29 protein-coding genes are annotated in these 24,683 nt (G+C 35.2%); 17 read left to right on the top strand and 12 right to left on the bottom strand.

The window, feature by feature from the left end; translation table 11 throughout:
* Positions 1-432 precede the first annotated feature (432 nt).
* The 4 genes from LQV47_RS10380 to LQV47_RS10365 all read right to left on the bottom strand — a co-directional run bounded on the left by LQV47_RS10380 (position 433) and on the right by LQV47_RS10365 (position 2,533).
* Positions 433-741 carry a helix-turn-helix domain-containing protein gene (locus LQV47_RS10380; RefSeq protein ID WP_230036581.1) on the bottom strand — a complete coding sequence of 103 codons (309 nt, stop codon included), beginning with the start codon at positions 739-741 and terminating at the stop codon, positions 433-435.
* A 31-nt stretch (positions 742-772) separates the two neighbouring features.
* Positions 773-1,195, bottom strand: a complete 423-nt coding sequence (locus LQV47_RS10375) for a helix-turn-helix domain-containing protein (RefSeq protein WP_230036579.1) — start codon at positions 1,193-1,195, stop codon at positions 773-775.
* A gap of 169 nt (positions 1,196-1,364) precedes the next feature.
* Complete coding sequence (locus tag LQV47_RS10370; RefSeq protein WP_230036577.1) at positions 1,365-2,186, bottom strand: hypothetical protein; 822 nt, start codon at positions 2,184-2,186, stop codon at positions 1,365-1,367.
* A 56-nt stretch (positions 2,187-2,242) separates the two neighbouring features.
* Positions 2,243-2,533, bottom strand: coding sequence for a hypothetical protein (locus LQV47_RS10365; protein WP_230036575.1), 291 nt, complete (start codon positions 2,531-2,533; stop codon positions 2,243-2,245).
* 1,119 nt (positions 2,534-3,652) lie between these two features.
* On the opposite strand from LQV47_RS10365, the gene LQV47_RS10360 reads away from it, so the two are divergent.
* Both LQV47_RS10360 and LQV47_RS10355 read left to right on the top strand, forming a co-directional pair.
* Positions 3,653-4,699: a GntG family PLP-dependent aldolase gene (locus LQV47_RS10360; RefSeq protein ID WP_230036573.1), complete on the top strand. Its 1,047-nt coding sequence runs from the start codon at positions 3,653-3,655 to the stop codon at positions 4,697-4,699.
* A 575-nt stretch (positions 4,700-5,274) separates the two neighbouring features.
* Positions 5,275-6,213 carry a glycosyltransferase family 2 protein gene (locus LQV47_RS10355; RefSeq protein ID WP_230036571.1) on the top strand — a complete coding sequence of 313 codons (939 nt, stop codon included), beginning with the start codon at positions 5,275-5,277 and terminating at the stop codon, positions 6,211-6,213.
* A 75-nt stretch (positions 6,214-6,288) separates the two neighbouring features.
* On the opposite strand, the gene arr is transcribed toward LQV47_RS10355, so the two are convergent.
* Positions 6,289-6,729 (bottom strand): NAD(+)--rifampin ADP-ribosyltransferase, encoded by a 441-nt coding sequence (arr, locus tag LQV47_RS22580; protein ID WP_354960743.1) that lies wholly within the window; start codon positions 6,727-6,729, stop codon positions 6,289-6,291.
* Between the two features lie 559 nt (positions 6,730-7,288).
* Here arr and LQV47_RS10345 point away from each other — a divergent pair.
* The 6 genes from LQV47_RS10345 to LQV47_RS10320 all read left to right on the top strand — a co-directional run bounded on the left by LQV47_RS10345 (position 7,289) and on the right by LQV47_RS10320 (position 11,576).
* Positions 7,289-8,167 carry a helix-turn-helix domain-containing protein gene (locus LQV47_RS10345; RefSeq protein ID WP_230036567.1) on the top strand — a complete coding sequence of 293 codons (879 nt, stop codon included), beginning with the start codon at positions 7,289-7,291 and terminating at the stop codon, positions 8,165-8,167.
* Positions 8,168-8,252: 85 nt separating this feature from the next.
* On the top strand, positions 8,253-8,849 hold the full coding sequence (locus tag LQV47_RS10340; RefSeq protein WP_230036565.1) for a DapH/DapD/GlmU-related protein: 597 nt from the start codon (positions 8,253-8,255) through the stop codon (positions 8,847-8,849).
* A gap of 76 nt (positions 8,850-8,925) precedes the next feature.
* Positions 8,926-9,357, top strand: a complete 432-nt coding sequence (locus LQV47_RS10335) for a cupin domain-containing protein (RefSeq protein WP_230036563.1) — start codon at positions 8,926-8,928, stop codon at positions 9,355-9,357.
* Positions 9,354-10,016 carry a carboxymuconolactone decarboxylase family protein gene (locus LQV47_RS10330; protein WP_230036561.1) on the top strand — a complete coding sequence of 221 codons (663 nt, stop codon included), beginning with the start codon at positions 9,354-9,356 and terminating at the stop codon, positions 10,014-10,016. Before LQV47_RS10335 ends, LQV47_RS10330 begins: the two co-directional genes overlap by 4 nt.
* A gap of 7 nt (positions 10,017-10,023) precedes the next feature.
* Positions 10,024-11,070: an alpha/beta hydrolase gene (locus tag LQV47_RS10325; RefSeq protein WP_230036559.1), complete on the top strand. Its 1,047-nt coding sequence runs from the start codon at positions 10,024-10,026 to the stop codon at positions 11,068-11,070.
* Positions 11,071-11,363: 293 nt separating this feature from the next.
* The gene (locus LQV47_RS10320; protein ID WP_230036557.1) at positions 11,364-11,576 is read left to right on the top strand and encodes a hypothetical protein; all 213 of its coding nucleotides are present in this window, start codon (positions 11,364-11,366) and stop codon (positions 11,574-11,576) included.
* Between the two features lie 70 nt (positions 11,577-11,646).
* Here LQV47_RS10320 and LQV47_RS10315 read toward each other — a convergent pair whose 3' ends face one another.
* The 4 genes from LQV47_RS10315 to gcvH form a co-directional block, all read right to left on the bottom strand.
* On the bottom strand, positions 11,647-12,006 hold the full coding sequence (locus LQV47_RS10315; RefSeq protein WP_230036555.1) for a hypothetical protein: 360 nt from the start codon (positions 12,004-12,006) through the stop codon (positions 11,647-11,649).
* Between the two features lie 582 nt (positions 12,007-12,588).
* Positions 12,589-13,185: a class I SAM-dependent methyltransferase gene (locus tag LQV47_RS10310; RefSeq protein WP_230036553.1), complete on the bottom strand. Its 597-nt coding sequence runs from the start codon at positions 13,183-13,185 to the stop codon at positions 12,589-12,591.
* Entirely contained in the window at positions 13,182-13,553 is a 372-nt protein-coding gene (locus tag LQV47_RS10305) for a glycine cleavage system protein H (RefSeq protein ID WP_230036551.1), read from the bottom strand. Before LQV47_RS10305 ends, LQV47_RS10310 begins: the two co-directional genes overlap by 4 nt.
* Before the next feature lie 46 nt (positions 13,554-13,599).
* Positions 13,600-13,980 (bottom strand): glycine cleavage system protein GcvH, encoded by a 381-nt coding sequence (gene gcvH / locus LQV47_RS10300; RefSeq protein WP_230036549.1) that lies wholly within the window; start codon positions 13,978-13,980, stop codon positions 13,600-13,602.
* 135 nt (positions 13,981-14,115) lie between these two features.
* Here gcvH and LQV47_RS10295 point away from each other — a divergent pair, with 135 nt between their 5' ends.
* Both LQV47_RS10295 and LQV47_RS10290 read left to right on the top strand, forming a co-directional pair.
* On the top strand, positions 14,116-14,799 hold the full coding sequence (locus tag LQV47_RS10295) for a Crp/Fnr family transcriptional regulator (RefSeq protein WP_230036547.1): 684 nt from the start codon (positions 14,116-14,118) through the stop codon (positions 14,797-14,799).
* A gap of 222 nt (positions 14,800-15,021) precedes the next feature.
* Positions 15,022-15,393 carry a DoxX family protein gene (locus LQV47_RS10290; RefSeq protein ID WP_230036545.1) on the top strand — a complete coding sequence of 124 codons (372 nt, stop codon included), beginning with the start codon at positions 15,022-15,024 and terminating at the stop codon, positions 15,391-15,393.
* A gap of 122 nt (positions 15,394-15,515) precedes the next feature.
* Here LQV47_RS10290 and LQV47_RS10285 read toward each other — a convergent pair whose 3' ends face one another.
* Both LQV47_RS10285 and LQV47_RS10280 read right to left on the bottom strand, forming a co-directional pair.
* Complete coding sequence (locus tag LQV47_RS10285) at positions 15,516-15,881, bottom strand: helix-turn-helix domain-containing protein (RefSeq protein WP_230036543.1); 366 nt, start codon at positions 15,879-15,881, stop codon at positions 15,516-15,518.
* 622 nt (positions 15,882-16,503) lie between these two features.
* On the bottom strand, positions 16,504-17,187 hold the full coding sequence (locus LQV47_RS10280) for a hypothetical protein (RefSeq protein WP_230036541.1): 684 nt from the start codon (positions 17,185-17,187) through the stop codon (positions 16,504-16,506).
* A gap of 388 nt (positions 17,188-17,575) precedes the next feature.
* On the opposite strand from LQV47_RS10280, the gene LQV47_RS10275 reads away from it, so the two are divergent.
* Positions 17,576-17,944 carry a hypothetical protein gene (locus tag LQV47_RS10275; RefSeq protein ID WP_230036539.1) on the top strand — a complete coding sequence of 123 codons (369 nt, stop codon included), beginning with the start codon at positions 17,576-17,578 and terminating at the stop codon, positions 17,942-17,944.
* Between the two features lie 37 nt (positions 17,945-17,981).
* Here LQV47_RS10275 and LQV47_RS10270 read toward each other — a convergent pair whose 3' ends face one another.
* A complete protein-coding gene (locus LQV47_RS10270) occupies positions 17,982-18,677 on the bottom strand; it encodes a hypothetical protein (protein WP_230036537.1) in 696 nt (231 codons plus the stop codon).
* Between the two features lie 96 nt (positions 18,678-18,773).
* Between LQV47_RS10270 and LQV47_RS10265 the strand changes: the two genes are divergently transcribed.
* The 6 genes from LQV47_RS10265 (at position 18,774) to LQV47_RS10240 (ending at position 24,552) form a co-directional block, all read left to right on the top strand.
* A complete protein-coding gene (locus LQV47_RS10265; protein ID WP_230036535.1) occupies positions 18,774-19,346 on the top strand; it encodes a C40 family peptidase in 573 nt (190 codons plus the stop codon).
* Between the two features lie 308 nt (positions 19,347-19,654).
* Positions 19,655-20,467, top strand: coding sequence for a 2,3,4,5-tetrahydropyridine-2,6-dicarboxylate N-succinyltransferase (locus tag LQV47_RS10260; protein WP_230036533.1), 813 nt, complete (start codon positions 19,655-19,657; stop codon positions 20,465-20,467).
* A 24-nt stretch (positions 20,468-20,491) separates the two neighbouring features.
* Positions 20,492-21,655 (top strand): glycosyltransferase family 87 protein, encoded by a 1,164-nt coding sequence (locus LQV47_RS10255; protein WP_230036530.1) that lies wholly within the window; start codon positions 20,492-20,494, stop codon positions 21,653-21,655.
* Positions 21,656-21,658: 3 nt separating this feature from the next.
* Complete coding sequence (locus LQV47_RS10250; RefSeq protein ID WP_230036529.1) at positions 21,659-22,588, top strand: glycosyltransferase family 2 protein; 930 nt, start codon at positions 21,659-21,661, stop codon at positions 22,586-22,588.
* 1 nt (position 22,589) lies between these two features.
* Positions 22,590-23,366 (top strand): polysaccharide deacetylase family protein, encoded by a 777-nt coding sequence (locus tag LQV47_RS10245; RefSeq protein ID WP_230036527.1) that lies wholly within the window; start codon positions 22,590-22,592, stop codon positions 23,364-23,366.
* A gap of 88 nt (positions 23,367-23,454) precedes the next feature.
* Positions 23,455-24,552: a glycosyltransferase family 1 protein gene (locus tag LQV47_RS10240; RefSeq protein WP_230036525.1), complete on the top strand. Its 1,098-nt coding sequence runs from the start codon at positions 23,455-23,457 to the stop codon at positions 24,550-24,552.
* The last annotated feature ends 131 nt before the right edge of the window (positions 24,553-24,683 follow it).

The following is a 24,683-nucleotide window of genomic DNA, read 5'->3' as shown; positions in this document are numbered from 1 at the left end:
AATCCAGTAGCCTCAGGATGAAAGGTCTTTCCTGAAAAGGATATTCATCATATGGGGTTGCTCTTGTTACAGTTTAGAGATAAAGGCAATAAGGAGTAAAACTGCAGTAAGGATCAAACCAATGAGGAATCCTGTTAATAATTTATTTTTCACATCATTCACTGTTTTTTGTTAGTTTTCTGTTGTATGTATGTCTTTCGTCCTATTTAATGTCTTAAATAAAACAAAGCATCGGTATCTCAAACAATATGATATAAAGAAATTAGGTCACAACACTATGATAGAATGAATAAAAAATATACCGATGCAGTGTTTTATAATTTTAATTGTAGATTAAGTTTGAATAGCATAGCCATGTATCTTATTTTCAGTAAGGTTATATTTCATACTGATGAATAATGATCTGCTATTTGTAAAATTCCTTTACTGCTTTTATTGATGCATCTTTTTCCAGGCCGCCAAAGTATTCCGGCTGAGTTTAAATGCTGATGCAGTGGCTATGTTAGTCATCTTATTTTTTCTTTGATATTCCAATATTTTGGCAATGCTTTCATAATCATAGGATTTGTATTCATTATGTGTGTCGCCATCATGAAATATAATACGGTTAAGAGTGATAACTTCTAATGAAGATAACCTTTCCTTTCTCAGATAGTTCCTGCAATCGGAAATTTTTTCCGGAAATTTTTTCGTAATGATATCTGAAAAAATCTTCACATAATCGGGTCCTATACTTTCCATGATTTTTTTTGTATTGTATGATGATATATTCTTATGATTTGTATTTTTCAAGCCACTTGTATAATGTGGTTTTCGGAATTCTGTATTCTTCAATAACCTGCGCTCTGGTTTTTTCTCCGCTTTCTATAAGGTTTACAATGAAATCAATAATTTCTTTGGTATAAATATTTTTTCTGAATTTCGGCAATTCAGATTCTTTTTTTACCTGAGATTGATTTCTTGATATTTGCGGAGCGTATAAAATCAAATGTTGATTGTAGATCCTGAAAAAATCATATTCTAAGAGTTTACTCCATCTTAACAGGAGTTCAGAATCAAGACTTTTTAATGTATACATGGTATCGACTTCCTCATCTGAGTATTTAAGAAAATTACAGATACGAACAATATCAATTTCACATTCCAATACTCTTTTCTGAATGAGCTGACCGATATGTATATTTTTAAAATCCATTATTCTTGATTTTAATTATTAAATACCTAGTAGTTTAACTATTTGATAATGAGTGGTGTAATTCTATATAGTCCTTTTCGTTTTTATTTGATTACAAGCCAATACGGGCTTGTAATCAAATAAATATATATAGATTGTGTTTTTTTGTGATGAGGAATTCAAATCCCTATTACTTAAATTCAAAAATATAACTGATCATGGATTGATTTATTTTTCCGGAACCATTTCCTCCTGAAGAAATGGTACTCGAATAATCTTCTTTAAAGACATTAAATCCTATCAGAAATTTTCTTTGTGTCCACTTATCTGGGTAATTCAACGTTACATATATATTCTGTGCTTCTACAAAATAAGTCGTAAAATTACCATCTACTAATGAACCTTGCTTATCATTAAGAAGGACATTAGTTCGAAATGTTGGATTACCGTAGGTAACGGTATTATAATTGATATTAATGGCCTCTCCTGAAATATTATATAGAATCGGTGCATAGGAGTCTCCATTTATTCTGGCTACATCAACTCTAAAGATATCATTTGAGGCAAAATTCCCATTTGCTGTATAGGCCCCATAAAGTCGAGTGTTGGTAGGGCTATATGGAGGCACACCACTTTGACTGGCAGGAATTGTACCGCTGGTCATTCCCCAATAAAAAGGTTTATAACGTCCGAAGTTCATAGATCCAAAAGCTTCAGGCTGCTCACTGAGACATTCCCACTTAGGACTAGCCGGCGTACCGTTGTTAATCTGCAAACAATTATCAGTAGTATTGTATATCATCAGACCTGTTGCCGGCTGAGCAATAGAATTTCTATTTTGAGTAGTCATGGTTCCCAGTAATGTTCCTTTGTTTTGGTTCGAACTGTTTCTGGGAGCTACATGTAAATTAGCAGAAGGATCCGGGCTTGAAGTACCTATTCCAACTTGTCCTTTTGCCATAATTACACCTGCTATTAGTAATACTACAGCATTTAATTTATTTTTTTTCATTTTTGTATTATTTAATTGTAGTTAGCTGATATTTAATAAGATATTCTTCTTTTTTATTATTTGATATTAATACATACCCATTGAGGTTGAGTAGAATTACCCTTATTCACTTTCAGACATTTTTTTTCAGTATCATAAGCTAATAAACCATTGGCGGGTTTGGATATGCTGTTGATCTGGTTTGTGGTCATTGGACTGAAAAGGGTTCCTTTATACTGGCCTTTTAAATTGGTGGGAGCCACCGTGAGAATACTTGACGGATGTGGAGTTTCGGAATTGATACCAACCTGTCCGAATGCATGTGAGGTGCATAAGATTACACCTGTAAAAATTAATATTTTTTTCATTTTTCCATTTATATGATTACAAATCTTGAACAAGCCTCCGGGCTTGTTTAGAATGGTAGGTTATTGTGTTTTTTTCAACCGATGGATACCGGTATTATCTTGAGTGCAAAGTTAGTAGGCCTGGAAATGAAAACATATAGTAGATATCTATCATTTTTGCTTTTTTTATTTATTATCATGATAATAAAACCTGTTTTTAATTATTAAAATTAACATTAAATAGCTTGTGAATTAATGTTATTTATTCAACATATGGTGAAAAATTATAAAATTATTAAAATTTGTTTTTAATACGAGACATTCTATATGATGATTGAAATAACAGTAATAAAGCAGTAGATGATCTTTTTTTTCATAAACCTGGTGACCAGATGTGATGAATAGAGTAGTTGAAATTTTACGATGACAAACGTGAATAAAAAGATCTCACAATGCTGGCATACAATCGGATATCATCTCTATAAGGTAAAAAAGTCATTTTCAGAAGATATAGTTCTTTTACTATTTTGTACTGCAATATTGATGACATCCAGAAAAAAAAGTATAAAATTAATAAGCAATAAAATCTTTATCATATCCATATTCTTTATATAATCTCATTTTTACCGGTTATTAAATCTTGTCTAAGTAAAGATCATGATTAATAAAACAGTTCTTTTCATTTGCATGATACTTTATTCAGTTTAAAATTTTCTGTGTTTTTTTACAGCTATATCATATTATAATAATAACAAAACTACTAGGCCCGAAAACTAAAACATATAGTAGATATCTATCATTTTAGCCCTATCTGCTTGCTATTATGATCGTACAGAATAATTTTGTTTGTATTATTGCCCTGGAAAAGTACAAATCGAGTAATCCGAAATAGTTCTGTTGCAAAAAAACTGAAATAACAATCCTTCGGATCTATAATAAGTAATAAAATTATATCCTTTGAAAAATCCAATGACGTACGGTGATGGTTGAGTACCTGAAATTTTATATAACTAACCCATAAAAACTCCGACGGTGTTCATTATGCAATTATGCTTAGTGTTCATAAAAAACGGATTACTGCTGAAGATGAGTCCAATCCAATGAAAATAATCAATTCAACTATTTAATTTTTTTTACAATATGGAAAATGAAGTAATAGATTTAAGAAGCGACACCTTAACCTTACCGACACCGGAAATGAAAAGTGTGATGAATGATGCCGTATTAGGTGATGATGTGTACAGCGAAGATCCTACGGTGAATAAACTTGAAGAAAAAGTGGCAGCAATGTTCGGTATGGAAGCAGCTCTTTTTTGTCCTACCGGAACCATGACCAATCAACTGGCAATTAAAGTTCACACAAAACCCGGGGATGAAGTGATCTGTGACCAGCTTTCCCATGTTTATCTTTATGAAGGAGGAGGAATTGCCATGAATGCTTTTTCCTCTGTGCGGCCACTGGCTGGAGATTATGGAAAATTAAGTGCAGCTCTGGTTAAAGATGCTATCAATAATCCTAATGATATTCATCAGCCTGTAACAAAGCTTGTGGTATTAGAAAACACTACAAACAAAGGAGGCGGAAGTATTTATAATTTTGATGAGATAAAAAAAATAAAAAAAATATGTACTGACCATGGACTTATTCTACATTTAGACGGAGCCAGATTATTTAATGCTTTAACTGAAACTTCAGAGACCCCTAAGGAGTACGGTGAGGTGTTTGACAGCATATCCATTTGCCTGTCAAAAGGACTGGGATGTCCTGTAGGATCTGTACTTGTTGGTTCTTTAGAATTCATTAAACAGGCAAGAAGAGCCAGAAAAGCAATGGGAGGAGGATGGAGACAGGCCGGAGGATTGGCAGCGGCCGGTATTTACGCTCTTGACCATCATGTTTCCCTGCTTAAAAATGACCATTTAAGGGCAAAAAAAGTAGGCAACTTATTACTTGCCCAGACAGAGATTATACGCCTATATCCCGTTGAAACGAATATTGTAATAGGAGAGCTCCCCGAAGATATAGAGGCCGTAAGTTTTGTAGCCGGAATGAAGGAAAAGAATATATTATGTTCTCCTTTTGGGAAAAACCTGGTACGCTTTGTTACCCACCTTGATTTTAAAGATTCTCATTTAGATATATTGGAAAGCAGATTAAAATTGTACAATACCGGTAGGACCAACTAAAATAATACTATTAATAATGAACTGCTTTATTTTTTATTTCATCTGACATTTTAAACGGACGTTTGGCTGCCAGATAGGTATCCTTTCTGTTTTCTACGGCCCAGCCGCTTACCGTATTTCTAAGATTATTCTTTTGAAATTAATATTAATAAAAACAGAAATATCTTCTAAAAGTGGCTCTTTCGACATTCGATATAACGGTTTTTAGGAGACACCTGAAATGTTTTCTAATTGATGTATTACCACAGCATCAGGATAACATTAAAGTGTACACAATAAAGATAACATTATTATTTCTTGTTGATCGAAAGCTACAACCGCGGCTGTTCCAGGGCGTATATGGATTTCGGATATAGAAATAGTGGGTTTATAAAGAACTTGTTTATACTTTTTATGTTAACCACAAATCGAAGATTCGACGTAGTCAAAAGCCACAAAGTTTCTTGAACACTTGTTTAATAGGCTTTGAAAATAAAAATAAACTAAGGTGTTTATAGCTTTTCACTCAGCTTTCGTGGCTCAGTTTTAATTAGTTTAAACAGGCTTAAACAAAACACAAATTATAATTAAATCGCATGAAAATTTCCGTTATTATTCCTGTTTATAATGCAGAAAAATATGTTGCAAATGCAGTACATTCTGCATTGCAGCTTAAAGAAGTTTATGAGGTTATCCTTATTGAAGATGGATCACCTGATAATGCACTTAAAATTTGCATTGGACTAGCTGAAAAATATGAAAGAGTAAAATTTTTTCAACATGCGGATCAGAGAAATCATGGTGCCGGAGCCAGCAGAAACCTGGGGATTGAAAAATCAACGGGCGATTTTATTGCTTTTCTGGATGCTGACGACTACTTTCTACCGAATCGATTTGATGCCGAAAAAGAGCTTTTTAAAAATAATAAAACTGAGGGAGTGTATGGTGCGCTGGGTGTACATTATTATTCTGAAAAAGCAAAAAAACAGTATTACAGGTTATTTGGTGAGAGACTTACAACAGTTTATAAAAAATATGAACCGAAGGATGTTTTTAAAGGTCAGCTTCATATGCTTGGAACCTTTGGCCTTTTCAGTATTGACACGCTTACCCTGCGAAAAGAAGCCCTGTTAAAAATGGGGTCTTTGTTCAAGCCGGGCTTACAGCTTCATGAAGATACTGAATTCCTTTTCCGCTTATCGTTTTATCTCGATCTGTATCCCGGGATTATAGATCAGGCTGTGGCTATAAGGGGAGTACATGAAAGTAACAGAATAACAAAAGTAGATAACCGGGAAATAAATCCGGCCATATCAAAAGCGATACTCTGGAAAGAGGTTTACAATTGGATGCAAAGTGAAAAAAAGGTTTCAGAAGATATAAGAATTCATGCTAAAAGAATGCTTAGAAGTTTCGAAATTGCAAAAGCACCTCTGCTGCAAAAATGGGGAATGATAATCCGGTATTTTTTCACAGATTATCCAAGCATACGTTCAGGTCTTTATAATATTAACTTCAGGTCTAGCTTATTGTAAAATATCTAACGGCTCGTCGTTACAAGGCTGAACTATTTTAACAAAGGATTCCCCATTTCAATAAATAGCAATAATCTAATTAATAATCTCTCCTTTATTCTTCGCTAATTTTTCCTGCCATTGCTGTAATTGCTCAGGTGTCTGTTTTTGCCAATCTGTTATTTCCCCGATGATCTTCAGCGGCTCGCTGGTACGGTAGGAACGTGTAGGATTGCCGGGAAACTTTTTATTAGTGACATTGGGATCATCCTCAAAACTGCCACTAGGCTCAACAATATAGACCCGTTCAGCACCATCACCCTTGGCTAAAGCTGCAGCTAGCCCTGCTCCGTTAACCAATGCTGTAAAGTAGATGTGATTCATTACGAGCTCCGACTGATAGTTGGAAGTACGTCCTGCTGTCAATAGATCACCTACGTCCAGATCCGCTCGTGTACCATGGTAAAAGGGACCCTTATCTGAAGGCTGGTTTACAGATGATAATGCTAATTCATGATACTTTTTTGCTTTATCAATATCGCCAAGTTCTTCATAACATTGAGCTATCTTTGAATAAAGAGCAATAAAAGCTCCTTTCACGGCATCATTATCAGCTTTTAAAGCAAACTCCAGTGCCGTTTCGTACCAGCTTAATTGGTCAGGAACCTTTACCTGGCACCGCCCAATAAACCAGGCTGCAAGGAACTTTTCAAAATCGTTTGTTGCCTTGTCCCAGGCCTGTAGAAATAATTTACATCCTTCTTCCGGATTTTCAGTTTCTTCCAGCTGTATACCTTGCATACAAAGCTGTATAACGGGATTGTTGGGGGTGAATTCCATTTTTCGATAATTATTTTTTTAAAGAACGTAAAAATCATGTTTTGCGCATATAGTCTCATCTAATATCTGCAATTCTACTATTTTTATGAGGTATTCACCTAAAGTATGCAGTGCTTACCGAGATATTGTAGATGCTCAAAGGGCCAAATTGCCTCCTGACGCTTATTGAAATGAGAACGCTTTCCCAAGCAAAATTATATAAATATGGCAAATAAAAAAATAAATGTTACGTATTTGAATTTCTTAACTTTGCATTATGAAAGAAAAGGTGACAAGAGAAGTTTCCAGATTTAATAACGAGCTTAAACTGCAAGGCTTTAAAGCATTTCAAATAGAAGAAGATGGTGCTGAGACCAGGACTTACAGTAGAAAAGAGTTTTATAAAATTTGCCTGACGACCGGCAGAAGCAAAATTCATTACGCTGACAAAACGTATGAGCAGGAAGGAACAATCCTTTTCTTTGGAAACCCGCATATTCCTTATTCGTGGGAAACCATTTCAACAACTTATACCGGCTACACTATTCTTTTCTCTGAAGAATTTTTTAAAAACTCTGAGCGTTCGGAAAGTTTACAGCAGTCCTCATTTTTTAAAATTGGCGGAACACCCGTTTTGAAAATTACTGAGGAACAAAGATTTTTTCTCAATACCTTATTTCAGAAAATGATAGCAGAGCAGGAGAGTGATTATGTATTTAAAGATGAATTGATTCGTAATTACATCAGTCTCATCATCCACGAATCTCTGAAGATGGAGCCTTCTGAAAATTACGAACAGAATAAGAATGCATCTTCAAGATTGACTTCCGTTTTCATGGAATTATTGGAAAGGCAATTTCCTATTGAAACTATCCAAAACCCACTTCAGCTACGAACTGCACAGCATTACGCCCAACATCTCAATGTACACACCAATTATCTGAACCGGGTTGTAAAAGAAGTCACAGGAAAATCTACAACATCGCACATTACTGAGCGAATTATAACAGAAGCCAAGGCCCTTTTGCTGCATACCGACTGGAGTATTTCAGAAATCGCTTACGCCCTGGGATTCGACTATCCAACCTACTTCAATAATTTCTTTAAAAAATTTACAGGAACTAATCCGACTGCTTTTCGTTTGTCGGAAGTTTGATTTTCTTAATCTTTGGTTTGATAATCATTACCACTTTGCTCAAAGGAGGTATTAACTTTGTACTTGGTAATCAAATCCAAATACAATGTCAGATTCAAACAACATCCCCGATTCTACTTCTGTTCAGAAAGATATTTTTGAACGGCTTTTAGCTGGTGAAACAATATTTCCCAACGATTTACAAATAGCCAGACTAAGAGAGGAAGCATTTGCTGTGAAAGCATTACTTATACAGATGAATGCTTCTTCGGACCCGGAGGAAATTACGCAGCTATTAAGCAGGATTTTAAATAAAGAAATTCAGGATGTTGCCGTATTCACACCAATTTACATCAATTACGGCAAGCACATCAGCATTGGAAAAAATGTCTTTATTAATTTTGACTGTACATTTTTAGCATTAGGTGGAATTACGATTGAGGATGATGTCTTAATTGGTCCAAAAGTCAGCCTTATTACCGAAAACCATCCGTTAAACCCTCAAGATAGAAAAGGACTGATTGGCAAACCTATCCTTATCAAAAAAAATGCATGGATCGGTGCCAACGCGACCATATTACCTGGTGTGACAATTGGTGAGAATGCAGTTGTAGCAGCCGGAGCGGTGGTGTCTAAAAATGTTCCCGACAATAGCATTGTCGGTGGAATACCTGCAAAATTTCTTAAAGATATTTACTCCTAAATCAAAAATTAAGCGTCAGGCAATTGGTAACCCATATTTTCGGTTTATACACCGTCAATAATAAAAATAAAAAAATATGAAAACAGAAATTCCCAAAATAAGCGATTTTCCTACGGGTGAAGAAAATACTGAATATGCACCATATTTTACAGGTAAATCTTACCTGGCAATGCTTACTACAGAGAAGGATTTAAATGTGCCCCTTTCAAACGTAACCTTTGAACCCGGCTGTAGAAACAACTGGCATAAGCACACTGGAGGACAGATTTTAATTGTCGTAGGCGGTGAAGGATTGTATCAGGAAAAAGGAAAGCGTGCCATACATCTGAAGTCAGGAGATATTGTAGAAATTGCACCTGATGTGGAGCATTGGCACGGAGCAACGGCAAAAAGCTGGTTTTCCCATCTCGGTGTTACATGTAATCCGATAACGAATGAAAATGTCTGGCTTGAACCTGTAACTGATGAAGAATACAGTGAGGCTAATAAGCAGATTAAAAAAGGATGAAGAATTGGAAGTATATACCCACTTTTTTTGTAATCATTTTAAGCGCAACAATTATGAACGCACAAATTAAAAAAGGACTGGATAGCCGGCAGCAGAGTTTGGTGAAAATCTCTGCATTAACAGCAATAGGAAACCTGGAAGACCTTCAACTCCAATTAAATGAAGGACTGGATAATGGATTGACCATTAATGAAATAAAAGAGGAACTGGTACAATTGTATGCATACTGTGGTTTTCCACGAAGTCTTAATGCAATTAATGCATTTAAAACGGTTGTTGAAGATCGAAAAGCCAAAGGAATAGCAGATAGTGAAGGTGAAAAAATTATTACCGAAAATAATCCACCTGATAAATATGAACAGGGAAGAAAAGTATTGGAAGTTTTAACTAATACGCCACAAATAAAGCCTGCTCCGGGATTTGGCGAATTTGCACCAAGAATTGATGCGTTTTTAAAAGAACATTTATTTGCCGATATTTTTGCAAGTGATGTTCTTACTCATCAGCAAAGAGAACTCATTACCATTGCAGCTTTATCTTCAATGAAAGGAGTAGAACCGCAATTGAAATCTCACATCGCTATGGGCAGGAATACCGGAATTACTGATGATCAACTTATTGTTTTAGCAACAGTTGTAGAGACTATAATCAACAAATAATGAATACATGAATACCATAAAATTATTATCGATAGCTGCCGTGCTTTTGTTCACCCATACTTTGGCCCAGAGGAAATCAATACCTTCAGAAATGAATACATCAAAAGAACATTATACATTTAAATTAAGCGATAAGGTAACCCGTCAAAAAATAACTTTCAAAAACCGTTATGGCATTACATTGAGTGGCGATTTATACCTGCCAAAAAGGGCAGGAAATGAAAAATTAGCAGCATTGGCTATTAGCGGACCTTTTGGCGCCGTAAAGCAGCAATCATCAGGATTATATGCAAACCAGATGGCTGAACGTGGTTTTGCCGTTGTGGCATTTGATCCATCTTATACTGGCGAAAGTGGCGGCGAACCCAGAAATGTAGCTTCACCGGAAATTAATACGGAGGATTTCAGTGCTGCAGTTGACTTTTTAGGGTTACAGAAAAACATTGACAGGAATAAAATTGGGATTATTGGGATTTGTGGTTTTGGAGGATTTGCATTAAACGCCACTGCAATTGATAAACGAGTGAGAGCCGTTGCCACAACAAGTCTGTATGATATGACAAGACTGATGTCGAAAGGATACAGCGACTCTGTAACATCAGAACAACGCACTAAAACATTGGAAGATTTAGGCCAGCAACGTTGGAAAGACGCTGAAAACGGAAAGCCTGCCAATGGACCAAGAAATCTGCCGGAATCGCTGAAAGGTGACGAGCCACAATTTGTAAAAGAATATTTTGACTATTACAGAACACCACGAGGCTTTCATGTAAATTCTGTGAACTCAAACGGAGCATGGTTGCTAACTAATCCGTTATCGTTTATGAATATGCCGATATTGACTTACGTGAAAGAAATTTCGCCAAGATCTATACTTATGATTGCCGGTGAAAACGCACATTCAAGATATTTCAGTGAAGATATATTTAAGTCTGCAAATGAACCGAAAGAATTAATGATCATTCCAAATGCAGTTCACGTAGATCTGTATGATAAAGTAAATGTGATTCCATTTGATAAATTGGAAAGTTTCTTTACAACGAATTTAAAATAGATCAATGGCAAAAATATTTGTAAAAGGTTCTGCATTGACTATATTTACTAAGTATGGACAAAGAAACTGCCAGTTACATCATCAAGTATTTTAGCAACCTCATGGCTGACGATGAAAAGTTAGCATTAAAATATCATACGTATAAAGGAAGTGGATAAGATGCAAGAGGTGATTAAGAAAGAAAATCCGCTGCCCTCCAAAAAAATATAAAAATATCCTATATAACTATTTGTTTTTCTTATCTAAATCACTATATTAGAGATAGTACCTTATAACAGTGGGAAATTTAACAAATGATAATTTATAGAACCATTAAAAATGGAAAGGAAACGAAACATTATTTAGATGTTTTAGATGTGGACGGGAAAATCTATGGATTTTTACAATTGAACCCGGAAGATGAATGGGATGAAGATCACGAGTTATTTAATGAATGTTGTGATCGTCTCAAATTGATGTATGGTAGTAGGTTCAAAAAATTTACACTTAAACATTCAAGAATTTAAAATTTATGCCTTCTCTTTGTAAACTGCCCTTAAAAAGTGTTTAACTTTTTGTGGGCAGTCTAATTGGGGCTTACTTTTGTTTATACGGATTGAAATAGCCGTTTCTATGTGCTGTAATTCTTTTAATTGATATATTTATGCTGTCAATTGTATTCTGATCTAGTAAATAACTTATACCCCTCTTGTTTTTTAGCAAGGATCCGGTAATAAATTCCGATTGAATGTAAGGGGAAACATTATTATAAATTGTAGCCCTCGTAACAAATTGAATTTTTGCTTGTCTATCTGTGTCGGCTTCTATATCTATATCGGACTTGGTAATATTACTAATCATGTATGAAGGAATTGTTGTCTTATAAATAATTTGACCTTCATATTTATCTCCACATGAATAACAGGCAAGTCCCAATATAAAGACAATTTTTTTCATTTCATAATTTTGGTCAAAGAAAGGAAAATATTATACAAAATAATTATGGGATTCCTTAAAAACTATTTGAAAACTATTTGCTTACTGTTAACCCTTTTCCTTTAAGTGCGAAGAAAAGGTTTTGGAGCTGGTGTACGTATCTCATCATCATAATTTCCCAACTTGATTATCCAGCCTTTAGACGGTTTGCATATGAAAGCTCTATGATATCTAATGTATATTCAAATTGCTCTACCTATTCATCATTCGGATTATACTTTTCTCCGTCATTATTTTCAAAGCCAAACCTAATTAGCCACTCCTCAGTTAAAGGAATAGGTATACAATAAAAGCCTTCAATTTTGTAAAGAGACATCGTGATAAGTAAGATATTTCTCTGAGAAAAAAAGTATTACTACAAAAAAGATCGTAGTAATACTCCAAAAAAATATATAATATCCAGACCGCATATTGGTAATACTACCTTTATTGCTGATTTGTCAGTTGTAATCAGAGAATCTATAGAGAATCTTAGTGATCATCTACTTTCTGAATTGGGGTAACCTGCTGTCATTAGACAGGCTCCATTCATTTCGGAATTGATTATACTGTTTTCTTCCAGAAGTTCAGTAATCCATTACAGTCGGTACCCACGATATCAAAACTGCTAGGAATCTCATCCCATTTACTCCAATACGTAACCAGACGGGTACCTACAGGAGTTTTATCAAGCTGTTCCTTTACGTAGTCCGAATAAGCATAATATAAATCTTTCTCCGGCATCACTGTATTGTCTATTAAACATGTGGTATCTATATTTTCATAAAAAGAATTAAAAAAGTAGAAGGCATCATAATCCAAAAAGGAAATTTCATTGATATTGGCATGAATAAACTCTACATTATCGATTTTATTACGGGAAGCTATCTTTTTTGAGATCTTCGTGAGGGAAGCTCTTTGTTCAACACCGAAAAACATCCCTTTGGTAGAAGCTGCCCCCACCAGGCAAAACTTTCCGACACCGGCTCCAATATCCAGTATTTTAGTATCAGGCTTCTGGGCGAGATATTCGGCGGCTATCTTTGCAACAGCAATGGGTGTCCAATGACGGCTTGCCAGCTCTTTTATATGACTTGGATAAAGTTCATTAAAAGTACTGTCTTTAACATCAATATTTAATTTGAGATCATTAAAAATCATTTGATAAGTTGAATATATTCTTTATGGGTCAAAAATTCACTGGTGCAAATATCGGCTGAAATACTCAAAAACCAATAACTATAAGGAGCTATATTAATATGTGAAGGCTTTTCGTTCAGCATGATATTGACATCTGTAATGGTAAATTCACCGGGCAAAATAAGGGGAAAAGTTTTGTGAGTTCCATAAACAAAGCCCCATGGATTCTTTTCTCCTATGGTATCTTCCTCCAAATTAATTTCAATAAGATTGATTTCACCAATTTCTTTCTGGGCAAAATCAGTAATTCCTATGCAGAAATCATACAATCCTATTTTTCTTAACCATAAATGATTTTTAGTATAATAAAGATTCTTAGGAATAAGCATAGGAATCAAATTTATTTTATGAATGTTGTTTTCCTGGTTATTAGAGTTATCTGCCAATTAATGATGCATATGACTTAGCTCTCAGTAAACCTTCTGTATCAAAAATATTTTCGATTCTGATTTTGATCATCCAGCCTTCTCCATAAGGATCGGTATTCACAAGTTCCGGGTTGGCTTCCAGTTTGGGATTGATCTCCAGTATTTCACCGGGCACAGGCAGGAAAAGGTCTGATACAGTCTTTACGGCTTCCACGCTTCCAAATACTTCATGCTGTTTTAAATTTTCTCCCAGCGTCTCGATTTCAATATAGACTATATCACCTAATTCACGTTGCGCAAAATCAGTAATTCCAATGTATGCCGTATTATTTTCTAATCTCACCCATTCATGGTCCTCTGTATACAAGAGGTTTTCAGGAATCTTCATTTTTTATAATTCTTTTATTTAATTGCCGGTGTAAAAGTAGATCGTTTAGCTGAGACTTATGATGATCTAGATTGTGATAAAATTTGATTTAAATCAAATTGCATAGCTGAAAATTGTTTAATTTTGTTCTAATCTATGATTTCAAAATTTATATTTAATAATCAATACCTTTTTGACGAATTGCCGGACAGTGATAAAGAGCTGCTTCAGGGCGTGATGCAGAACAGGAATTATCGCAAAAATGAAGCGATATTTACCGATGGAACAATACCCAGTGGTATTTTTTATTTAAAAGAAGGGAAAGTAAAAAAGTATAAAGTAGATAATGAGGGGAGGGAGCAGATCATTTATATTTACAATTCAGGAGAGTTTTTTGGATATTCAGCTATTTTAAGTAATGAATGTTATGGAGATACCACACAGACTCTTGAAAATTCAATGATCTCATTTATTTCAAAAGAAGACTTTCTCAAATTACTGGATACGTCCGTGGTATTTTCAAGATTGCTTTTAAGAAGCTTAAGCCATGAGTTCAGTGTGATGGCCAATTTGATGACGGTATTGTCACAGCGTACTGTCAGAGAGCGGGTGGCTCTGAGCCTCCTTATTTTACACAATAAATATAAAGGAAACAGAGCAGAAGACGACGTATTTATCACATTATCCCGAGCAGACTTAGCCAATATGGCCGGTACGGCAAATGAAACATTGGCACGCATACTCCATGATTTTAAAAAAGATCAGCTTATCTTGATGGAAGGCCGGAAAATACAGCTGCTCAATTTTAAAATGTTGACACAGATAGCCAATTTCATGTAAATTACTCCAAATTTCTTAGTTACTATCACTCACAGGCTTTGAATGTTTTCTGATTTGATTCAAAATTACTTTAGGAAATTCAAGGTGAAAAGCCCTGTTAAAAAAAACATTTTTTCAGTTTTGCTATAGAGACCTGTTCTTTTTTCAAAATTTCCCTTTCCCTACAATTTAGTAAGTAAACAGGAAAAATATTTCTTTTTATGAAATTTGTAAAAAAAAGAAATGGAAATTATAAAAACCGTTATTTACTGGGCGGGCTATGCCTATTATCTGTATGTTTTTGGGTATGCTTCTTTGTATAAGGTCTTTCAGAAGACCTCTATGATGCAAAGTATGAAATCTTTAGGATTTAATACGCCTTCGACAATTCTTATAGGAGTATTAGAATTATTGGGAGTTGTTATGTTGGTTGTAGGCCTATGTAAACCTCAGTTTAGAAATATAGCAGCACTGTATTTATTTCCTTTTGCCATAGGAGCTTTCACTGCTCACATGGCTCACAATGAGTACAATCATTATTACAACTCTTTACTGATGTGTATGATTTCAGTTGTTTTACTGGTCCTCGATAAGAACTTTAAAATTATGGTCTAAGCAGCATTGTAAAAGCGCATCCTAAAATTAAGATAACCTTTTAGTTTACACCACGAATATGCGAACATTTTATACGTGTATTCGTGGTGTAAAATTAACAACCCATTACAGCTTCCTTATTTTTATTTATCTTGTTTTTCGATGGCCTGATCTCCCCAACGGTCCATCAAATCAAAGATTTCTTTTAAAGACTTTCCTTTTTCTGTTAGAATGTACTCTACCTTAGGAGGAAATCCTTCATATTCAATCTTTTCTATCAGAGCGTCATTTTCAAGCTCTTTTAATTTGGCACTCAATACCCGTTCGGAAATTCCAACAAGCTTTTCTTTAAGTTCAGAATACCGTAGCCTGGGGTGATTGAGCAGGTAGGCGAGGATGTTAATTTTCCATCTTCCCCCTATTATTGCTAAAGTACCGGACAGCCCACAATTGCTTTTCCAGTACATTTCATTGTGATTATTTGTTGAATTTTCTTTCCTAGTGGTCATTGGGATAGCTGTTGGTTTATATTTGAAATCAGGTCAGGTGAAGCTGAGTGCAACTGTCTATGATAAAGCAAATGTACAAAAGGAGATTGAAGTTTTATTAAAATTTACAAATCATACAATAAGCAGTGTCTTATGGGATCAGGTGCAAAAGTTGGGGAGTAACATCAACTACATCAATACAGTTTCTCTTTGACGCAAAGTTCTATTTTTATTATGCTTGATTTTAAGTGAGCCAAGAATGAATCGATTTCTAATCGATTTTGATGAAGCTAACTTTTTTATATCGCTTATTCAGTGACAAAGTCACCTTTCTTTGCTTTCTTACAATAGAGCATCCGAATTATTTTTCCTTTGCGTGAATAAAAGGTTATTTCCATCCTATTTTTAAGTCAAAATATAAAAAATTACATATTTAATGTCATCCAAACAAGAAGTTTTAGTTTAATCCAATTTGCTTAGTCCACAACTTTTGAGACTGATCCGTCTTATGCTTGTAAACGGATTAAAAAAACTTAGAAATAGCAATGACTTGTTATGTTTAAAAACAATTACGGATGTTTCCTTCTAAAAAAAGAGCCACAACAGATATTGCGGCTCCTCATTGAAATCAATTATATAGGTATTATAGACTTTTTGAACGCGCTACTGAAATAAGATAGACAAGATGTGCAAACATACTTCGTTTCACAGATTCTATTTTTATATCCCCGGTGGTCTGATTGATGGTAGTAACCAGGTCGGTGTTACATTGTCCTGAGAACGATCCGCTTCCCAGATAATTGGCCATGTTAGGGACAGGATAGGAAATTCTTGGATAGTCTGGAGGAACCTGGTTGGCCACAGGTGCCGTACCGAAAAACCCTTTATTATCGATGAATCGGGCCGACCAGGTGCCTAAGAACTGCCCGTTTCCTGTATTAATTCCCTGTCCAACTACAATTTGAGTGTCCACAGCATTGGTAAAACCTGCACATGAACTGTAATGATTAACAATAACAGTACATGAAGAGGCATTATCTGAAGGCTGGAAGCACTTTCCTTCATAAATAGTTGACCGTTGTTCAGTAGGGGATGTAGAAGTGTTGAGTATAGCTTTTGGAGAAAAAATTTCTTCAGGGGATAATAAGGTAAGAACTCCCTGTGCATCTGCCGAAACAATTTTTTTATCAGGATTTGCCAACCCTCTTACTCTTACCTGTCCATTTACATCTAATGTCTGAGTAGGAGTAGTTGTATTAATTCCCACCTGAGCACTTACACTGCCATAAAATGCAAGCACTGCCACAAAAATAGTTTTTGTTTTCATGTTATTAAATTAAATCTGTCTAATTTTTCACTAAGATAGGAAATATATATAATTTAAGATATTAATTCTATAAAAATATATAATGCAGTAACTTAATAACTATATAACAATTAATTAAGGATAAATTAAACTTATGAACGAAAGATTAAGTCAAAAATTTCGATCCGTGATATTGTTTGAAAAATATTTGTATTTTAGCCGAAATATGTTGTTTTTTAATAAACATATTGCCTGCTGATTAAAATTCAGACAATTTGAAGAAAAAATTAGTAGATTTGCACGAACAAAAAATAATAAATATTAAACACTATTCTTTGTTACAGGATGCTTTTTGAACAAAATGGAAACAGGGAATAACAGGATTTTAGGTTATAAAACTACTGAAACTATGAAGAAACTTTTTTTACTTTTATTAACGGCGTTTTTATTTATCGGTTGTAGCTCTGATGATGACACTATCTATGATTATATAGGAACATGGTCAGGAACTTATGACGGGAGTGACAAGGGAGTCTGGAACATTGTGGTAGATAATGCCGGAAAAGTGACAGGTACCATGCATTCCGATGTAAATAATGAAAATTACAATATTTCCGGTAATCTAAGTACTTCAGGAGATTTAAATGCAGTAGTAGGGCTTCCGTCAAAAGGAGATTTCAGAGGAACCTTAAATACGGATAAAAAAGGAAATGGAAATTGGTCCAACTCACTTCCCACCCCTGCAAAATCAGGAAGCTGGAAAGGAGATAAAAAATAAAAATAGAAAGTCTGCAGAAAGTTGCAGACTTTTTTATTTATACAAATCCCATATGGGTAATCGTATGGTCTTCTTTTTTCAGGGCCACAAAACAAATCAGAAAATCATCTTCCGAAAACTGCTTTTTAAAACTGATCTTTTGCTTATTCTCAAGAATAATATGCTCTTCAGCATATTCAGCCGTGTAATGCTCAAAATCCAATCTGATCGTTAGAATATCAGCCATATATGATGCTGAGCTTTCATCCGGAAAAAGAGTGTAATCCTGAACTTTAACTAATAATTTTTTTGTTTTCCCGAACGGAAATCCTCTGAGAAGAGCTTTTCCTTCTTCTGTTTTTAATCCTTCTTTTACAGTCCTTTTACCTCTTTCAGATAAGATGTCTAGGTCTTTAATTTCGGTCATTACCTTAGCAAACTTCTGGTAGAGGAGGGGATCTCCTGCTTCTTTAATATAGGCAGTCAAACCGGCCCGTATGATTTTTCCGACTTTAGAACAGTGCCCAAATTCCGAACTGTTCTGTCTTACTTTTTCATATGACGCGTTCTTTTTAAAAGCCGTTTTATTGAACCCACTTTTCTTCCGAACCACATTCTTGCCGTTCAGATTATAAAAAACCAGGTCACCCACAGCTCCTTTGATCTTGATGAGACTTTCATACGTTGCCATACTGCTATTGCCAAAATTGAATCCAAATATAGGAATAAATAATGGTAATTTAAATTTTAACATATATTTATCATATAGTTGTAGTATAGTTATACCGTAATTAAATTATAAAATGTATATTTGTACATAATTAGTTAATTAAGTAAAAATCAGAGGAATATGGGACCGGAATTATTTGTAAAAAAACTAAGAATAAAGCAGCTGTCTGTTCTCATGATAGCTTCTGCTTTTGTCATTTCCTGTGGATCATCAAAAAGCGTTTCTGCCCATAAAAAATCAGGATCTAAAACAGTGGCAAAATCTGAAAACCTTAGAAGACTTGATTCTAAATTTGACGGAAAAGTTCCGAGATCGGCGAATGATATTCTGAAAGATGCAGAGAAATATATTGGAACTCCCTATAAATTTGGAGGAAATACATCTTCCGGATTCGACTGTTCCGGGTTTACGGTAAAAGTATTTGAAGAAAATGCTTTCACCCTTCCAAGAAGATCGTCAGACCAAGCTGATGCCGGGAAAAACATAGATATTACCGATGTTAAGCCCGGTGATTTGTTGTTTTTTGCAACAGCAGGAGGAAGCAGGGTTTCCCATGTAGGAATTGTTCATGATATAGGACCTGATGGAGAAGTGAAGTTTATCCATGCCTCTACCTCAAAAGGAGTGATTATTTCATCCCTGAACGAAAAATACTGGAATAAAGCCTATCTCCATGCTCAAAGAGTTCTGTAATATGTACTCATTGATGTCATTAGGAATTGCTGCCTTTATACGATATATTGTCTTACCACATTGGCTATGTCCCGTGGAGCCTTTAAAAAACAATGATACCAGCTTCTTTCTGCCTCAGGAGCTGGCAAATATCCTATTCTGAACAACCAACACCCAGATTTTCAAAAACGGACAGGCCATCTAACTTATAAAAAGAGTGTTGGACAGATGTTCAGCCTTTAGTCAAAAGCATAAAGTTAACAGGTATTTTGCTGAACTTTTTTGTATCTTTGGCCGTATAATTTTTCAAACTAATTTAAATAAGAAACATGTCGTTACAACAAACAATTGAAAACATTTGGGATAACAGAGATTTATTACAAAATGAAGAGAGCCAAAAAACGATAAGAGAGGTGATTTCTTTACTTGATTCCGGAGAACTTCGTGTAGCTGAACCTACAGAAAATGGATGGCAGGTAAACGAATGGGTGAAAAAAGCAGTAGTAATGTATTTCCCAATTCAGAAAATGGAAACTATTGAAGTAGGACCATTTGAATTTCATGACAAAATTCCTTTAAAGAAAAATTATGCAGAAAAAGGAGTAAGAGTTGTACCTCATGCCATTGCAAGAGAAGGATCTTTTGTAGCTTCAGGAGTAATTCTGATGCCTTCTTATGTTAATATCGGGGCTTATGTAGATTCAGGAACTATGGTAGATACCTGGGCTACAGTAGGAAGCTGTGCACAGATTGGTAAAAACGTACACTTGAGTGGTGGAGTGGGTATCGGTGGTGTATTGGAACCGTTACAAGCTGCTCCGGTAATTATTGAAGATGATTGTTTCATCGGTTCAAGATGTATCGTTGTAGAAGGTGTACACGTGGAAAAAGAAGCCGTACTGGGAGCTAATGTTGTTTTGACGGCATCTACAAAAATTATTGATGTAACAGGAAATGAGCCTATTGAAATAAAAGGAAGAGTGCCTGCACGTTCAGTAGTAATTCCTGGAAGTTACACCAAACAATATCCAGCCGGAGAATATCAGGTTCCATGTGCTCTTATTATTGGGCAGAGAAAAGAATCTACAGATAAGAAGACTTCACTTAATGATGCTTTAAGGGAAAATAATGTAGCTGTATAGTTTACAACCATAAAAAATGCCACATTGAAGGAAAAAATTTCATCATTTATACTAAACCCTAAATATATATTTGGGGTTTATATTATTACTGCCATTGCTACAGCCTTGTCAAAATATTCCAGGGGAGAGCGTGCTTACAATAACTACCTTATTTTTAAGAACGTTTTTTTTAACACCCTTAAAGAGAGAAACCTTTATCTTTCTTACCCGGAATATCTGGATGTTAATCATTATGGGGTATTCTTTAGCGCCATTATTGCTCCCTTTGCAATGCTTCCGGATTGGGCGGGTTTAATCCTGTGGAATATAGCGAATGTGTTGGTTTTCCTACTGGCAGCAAAAAAATTACCGTTCTCAGAAAGAAATAAATCCTTTTTCTTATGGCTTTGTTTACAGGAGTTTATCACCTCCAGCCTCCACCAGCAGTTTAATGTGGCATTGGCAGGATTGATTATTCTTTCGGCAGCCCATATTTACAGAAAAGAAGAAGTGCAGTCTGCTTTATCAATCTGCATAGGTTTCTTTGTAAAAATCTATGGAATTGTAGGGCTTTCTTCATTCTTTTTCATAAAAGATAAAAAGAAATTCATACTTTCCTTTATTGTTATTTCTTTAGCATTTCTGGCTATTCCGATGTTGTATTCATCTTTCCATTTCGGTTTGCAGTCTTATGTAGACTGGTTTGTAGAATTGAAACATAAAAATATGGAAAACCAGCAGCTTGGAAACTTTCAGGATATTTCCCTGATGGGATTTGTGAGAAGAGTGCTGGGAGATGCTGCCATTCCCAATACGATATTTCTGGCTATTGGGGTTCCGCTTTTCTTTTTACCTTACCTGAGAATCAGTCAGTACAAGTATTTAGGTTTTAAACTGTCTATTTTAGCATCATCATTATTGTTTGTAGTGTTGTTCAGCTCCAGTTCTGAACCACCTACTTATATCATTGCTGTGGCAGGTGCTGTCATCTGGTTTTTGATTCAGGAAAAGAAAAGTCCGGTAGTTATTGCCATGTTGGTGTTTCTGATCCTGTTTACGTGTTTTTCAACTTCAGATTTGTTTCCAAAAACGGTAAAAGAGAATTTTATTCTGAAGTATGCCATTAAAGCTGTTCCATGTGTGGTCATATGGCTAAGACTGACCTGGGAGCTGATGACTAAAAAATATACAGATAAATTATCATACTAACTCATGAAGAAAATCTCAATTGTCATTCCTGCCCATAATGAAGAAGGTAATGTTGCCTTAGTCCATGAAAGAATCAGGGATGTTTTTTCCGGGCTGAAAAACTATCATTATGAAGTTATTTTCGTTAATGATGGGAGTAGAGACAATACCCAGCAGCGACTGGAAGAACTGTCTCAGAAGTTTGAAGAAGTGAAATATATTGAATTTTCGAGAAATTTCGGCCATCAGCCCGCTGTAAAGGCCGGGATGGATAATGCCAATGGAAATGCCGTTATTTCAATGGATGGCGATCTTCAGCACCCACCCGAACTGATTCCCGAACTGATTAAAAAATGGGAAGAAGGCTATGATATTGTATTTACTGTAAGAACATATCCCAAAGAAATATCTTTTTTTAAAAGAAAAACGTCAGACTTTTTCTATAAAATATTATCCGGCTTATCCGATGTTAATTTAACAAAAGGAGGCGGTTCAGATTTCAGGTTAATGGATGCCAATGCTGTTGAAGTAATGCGTACCTTTACCGAAGACGATTTATTCCTCAGAGGTCTCACCAGCTGGATGGGCTTCAAACAGGCCGGAATTGATTTTAAAGCAGATACCAGACTCTCTGGAGAAAGTAGTTACAATTTTAAAAAAATGCTCACTTTTGCATTTACAGGGATTACAGCTTTTAGCGTAAAACCACTGTATATAGCGGCTTATTTAGGCTTTTTATTTTCAGCACTTTCCATTGTGGGATACGGAACTTACGTCATTCATTCATTTGTGGCAAAAACGGAAATTTCAGGTTGGGCATCCTTGATTATGACGATCGTCTTTTTTGGAGGACTGCAATTGATCATTATGGGAATTATGGGAATTTACTTAGGTAAAATATTTAAACAGGTGAAAGACAGGCCTAATTATATTATTAAAAACAAAAATTTTTAGAATGGTATTATTGAGTTTTGATATCGAAGAATTTGATATGCCATTAGAGTATAAGGGTGAAATTCCTTTTGAAAAGCAGATTTCAATTTCGCAGACAGGACTGGAAAGGATATTGGATATCCTTAAAAAACACCAGGCAAAAGCTACTTTCTTTTCTACTGTGGTTTTTGCTGAGAACAGCAAAAACCTTATTGAAAGATTATTGAACGAGGGCCATGAGCTGGCTTCTCACACATGGTTTCATTCTGAATTTGAAGAAAAACACCTGAAAGAATCAAGGGAAAAACTACAGGAATTATTCTCAACAGAAGTAACGGGATTAAGAATGCCAAGGATGATGCCCGTAGACGAAAAAGCTGTTGAAAAAGCCGGATATTCTTACAATTCATCTGTTAATCCTACTTTTCTTCCGGGAAGATATAATAATTTAAAGGTATTAAGGACCTACTTCAAAGAGGGGAATGTAACCCAAATTCCAGCTTCAGTATCACCTAACTTCAGAATTCCTTTATTCTGGCTGAGTTTTCATAATTTTCCTTTGCCGTTTTATAAAAAGCTGGCTTCAGATACCTTGAAAAAAGACAAATATCTGAATGTTTATTTTCATCCGTGGGAATTTGCAGAAATTAAAGAGGAAGCATTCAAACTGCCGGGATTTACAGTGAAAAACTCAGGAAAAGATATGGTAGAAAGGTTTGATTCATTCGTGGGCTGGCTTAAAGAAAAAGGCCATCAGTTTGGTACCTTTCAGGAGTTTCAAAAACAGATACAAAGATGATATTAGCATCAGCGAAGTTTCATCATAAACAAACCCAGGCGAAAGTAACAATTGCCTGTGGTTTTATAAAAAAAATAAACAGATCCCTATGAAAATTGCCTTTGACGCAAAACGTTTTTTTCACAATACGTCCGGTTTGGGTAATTATTCCAGAGACCTTGTAAGAATGCTTTCTCAATATTATCCTGATAATCAGTATATATTGCTTAATAAAAACACCTCCGAGCGGGGAAAAGATATTCTGGATCGTCCGGATGTGCGGTTTATAGAAACCTCAAAAGGAAGTCTTTCAAGGCAGCTGAAAATGGGGAAAGATGCCCAGAAACAGGGAGCTGATATTTTCCATGGCCTATCCGGTGAATTGCCCTTGAAATGGGATAAAACACCGATCACAAAAGTGGTTACGATCCATGATCTGATCTTTATGAGGTATCCTCAGTATTATTCTTTTTTTGACAGGAAAATTCACTTCTGGAAATTTAAAAAAGCAGCTGAAGCAGCCGATAAGATTATTGCGATTTCAGAACAGACCAAAAGAGATATTATCCACTATTTAAAAGTTCCGGAGACTAAAATCGAGGTGATTTACCAGGGCTGTCATAAAGCTTTTAAAAAGCAGCAGTCTGAGGAATTTATGCAGAAGGTAAAAGAAAAAATTAAACTTCCTGAAAGATTTGTTCTGAATGTGGGAACAATAGAGGAGCGAAAAAACCTTCTGAATATTGTAAAAGGAATCCACGGAACAGATATTCCTCTGGTAGTAGTGGGAAGAAAGACCAAATATTACCAAAAGATAGAACGCTTCCTGAAAAAGAACAACATGGAAAAACAAGTCCTGTTTCTGGAAGGTATTTCTATGGACGAATTGGCTGTGATCTATAAAATGGCCGATATTTTTGTATACCCAAGTTTCTTTGAAGGCTTTGGAATCCCAGTGATAGAAGCCCTTTTCTCCAAAACAGTGACGGTGACCAGCAATACGAGCTGCTTACCTGAAGCGGGAGGAAGTGATTCTGTATATATTGATCCCAATAATGCTCTCGACATTGGAGCTAAAATAAAATTTTTGTGGGAAAATGAATCCGAAAGGAAACGCCGTGCAGAAAGGAGTTTCGAGTTTGTTCAGAAGTTTAATGACCAACCTATTGCTGAGAAGCTGATGAATTTTTATCAAAAAATTATCTGAAAAAACTTTGCATTTTAAAAATAAGCCCTACATTTGTACCACAATTCAATACAATGAAACCCATTTTTTTAGCATTACATCATTATTATCATCATCTCTGTTAGGCGGAATTGATTGATATATGTGTATGC

The organism is Chryseobacterium sp. Bi04, from assembly GCF_918698085.1.
In the GTDB taxonomy this organism is placed as follows: Bacteria; Bacteroidota; Bacteroidia; order Flavobacteriales; family Weeksellaceae; genus Chryseobacterium.
Note: the sequence above shows the minus strand (reverse complement) of the source record. Positions and strands in the feature narration are given on the sequence as shown.

What these genes read in the sequence shown, in the direction of transcription:
- LQV47_RS10325 (WP_230036559.1), top strand. Translation starts at nt 10,024, where the DNA reads ATGAATACCATAAAATTATTATCGATAGCTGCCGTGCTTTTGTTCACC.
- LQV47_RS10375 (WP_230036579.1), bottom strand. Translation starts at nt 1,195, where the DNA reads ATGGATTTTAAAAATATACATATCGGTCAGCTCATTCAGAAAAGAGTA.
- LQV47_RS10250 (WP_230036529.1), top strand. Translation starts at nt 21,659, where the DNA reads ATGAAGAAAATCTCAATTGTCATTCCTGCCCATAATGAAGAAGGTAAT.
- LQV47_RS10310 (WP_230036553.1), bottom strand. Translation starts at nt 13,185, where the DNA reads ATGATTTTTAATGATCTCAAATTAAATATTGATGTTAAAGACAGTACT.
- LQV47_RS10335 (WP_230036563.1), top strand. Translation starts at nt 8,926, where the DNA reads ATGAAAACAGAAATTCCCAAAATAAGCGATTTTCCTACGGGTGAAGAA.
- LQV47_RS10240 (WP_230036525.1), top strand. Translation starts at nt 23,455, where the DNA reads ATGAAAATTGCCTTTGACGCAAAACGTTTTTTTCACAATACGTCCGGT.
- LQV47_RS10270 (WP_230036537.1), bottom strand. Translation starts at nt 18,677, where the DNA reads ATGTTAAAATTTAAATTACCATTATTTATTCCTATATTTGGATTCAAT.
- LQV47_RS10275 (WP_230036539.1), top strand. Translation starts at nt 17,576, where the DNA reads ATGAAGAAACTTTTTTTACTTTTATTAACGGCGTTTTTATTTATCGGT.
- gcvH (WP_230036549.1), bottom strand. Translation starts at nt 13,980, where the DNA reads ATGAAGATTCCTGAAAACCTCTTGTATACAGAGGACCATGAATGGGTG.
- LQV47_RS10315 (WP_230036555.1), bottom strand. Translation starts at nt 12,006, where the DNA reads ATGAAAAAAATTGTCTTTATATTGGGACTTGCCTGTTATTCATGTGGA.
- LQV47_RS10365 (WP_230036575.1), bottom strand. Translation starts at nt 2,533, where the DNA reads ATGAAAAAAATATTAATTTTTACAGGTGTAATCTTATGCACCTCACAT.
- LQV47_RS10355 (WP_230036571.1), top strand. Translation starts at nt 5,275, where the DNA reads ATGAAAATTTCCGTTATTATTCCTGTTTATAATGCAGAAAAATATGTT.
- LQV47_RS10345 (WP_230036567.1), top strand. Translation starts at nt 7,289, where the DNA reads ATGAAAGAAAAGGTGACAAGAGAAGTTTCCAGATTTAATAACGAGCTT.
- LQV47_RS10330 (WP_230036561.1), top strand. Translation starts at nt 9,354, where the DNA reads ATGAAGAATTGGAAGTATATACCCACTTTTTTTGTAATCATTTTAAGC.
- LQV47_RS10320 (WP_230036557.1), top strand. Translation starts at nt 11,364, where the DNA reads ATGATAATTTATAGAACCATTAAAAATGGAAAGGAAACGAAACATTAT.
- LQV47_RS10360 (WP_230036573.1), top strand. Translation starts at nt 3,653, where the DNA reads ATGGAAAATGAAGTAATAGATTTAAGAAGCGACACCTTAACCTTACCG.
- LQV47_RS10260 (WP_230036533.1), top strand. Translation starts at nt 19,655, where the DNA reads ATGTCGTTACAACAAACAATTGAAAACATTTGGGATAACAGAGATTTA.
- LQV47_RS10380 (WP_230036581.1), bottom strand. Translation starts at nt 741, where the DNA reads ATGGAAAGTATAGGACCCGATTATGTGAAGATTTTTTCAGATATCATT.
- LQV47_RS10370 (WP_230036577.1), bottom strand. Translation starts at nt 2,186, where the DNA reads ATGAAAAAAAATAAATTAAATGCTGTAGTATTACTAATAGCAGGTGTA.
- LQV47_RS10295 (WP_230036547.1), top strand. Translation starts at nt 14,116, where the DNA reads ATGATTTCAAAATTTATATTTAATAATCAATACCTTTTTGACGAATTG.
- LQV47_RS10285 (WP_230036543.1), bottom strand. Translation starts at nt 15,881, where the DNA reads ATGACCACTAGGAAAGAAAATTCAACAAATAATCACAATGAAATGTAC.
- LQV47_RS10245 (WP_230036527.1), top strand. Translation starts at nt 22,590, where the DNA reads ATGGTATTATTGAGTTTTGATATCGAAGAATTTGATATGCCATTAGAG.
- LQV47_RS10305 (WP_230036551.1), bottom strand. Translation starts at nt 13,553, where the DNA reads ATGCTTATTCCTAAGAATCTTTATTATACTAAAAATCATTTATGGTTA.
- LQV47_RS10265 (WP_230036535.1), top strand. Translation starts at nt 18,774, where the DNA reads ATGGGACCGGAATTATTTGTAAAAAAACTAAGAATAAAGCAGCTGTCT.
- LQV47_RS10340 (WP_230036565.1), top strand. Translation starts at nt 8,253, where the DNA reads ATGTCAGATTCAAACAACATCCCCGATTCTACTTCTGTTCAGAAAGAT.
- LQV47_RS10290 (WP_230036545.1), top strand. Translation starts at nt 15,022, where the DNA reads ATGGAAATTATAAAAACCGTTATTTACTGGGCGGGCTATGCCTATTAT.
- LQV47_RS10280 (WP_230036541.1), bottom strand. Translation starts at nt 17,187, where the DNA reads ATGAAAACAAAAACTATTTTTGTGGCAGTGCTTGCATTTTATGGCAGT.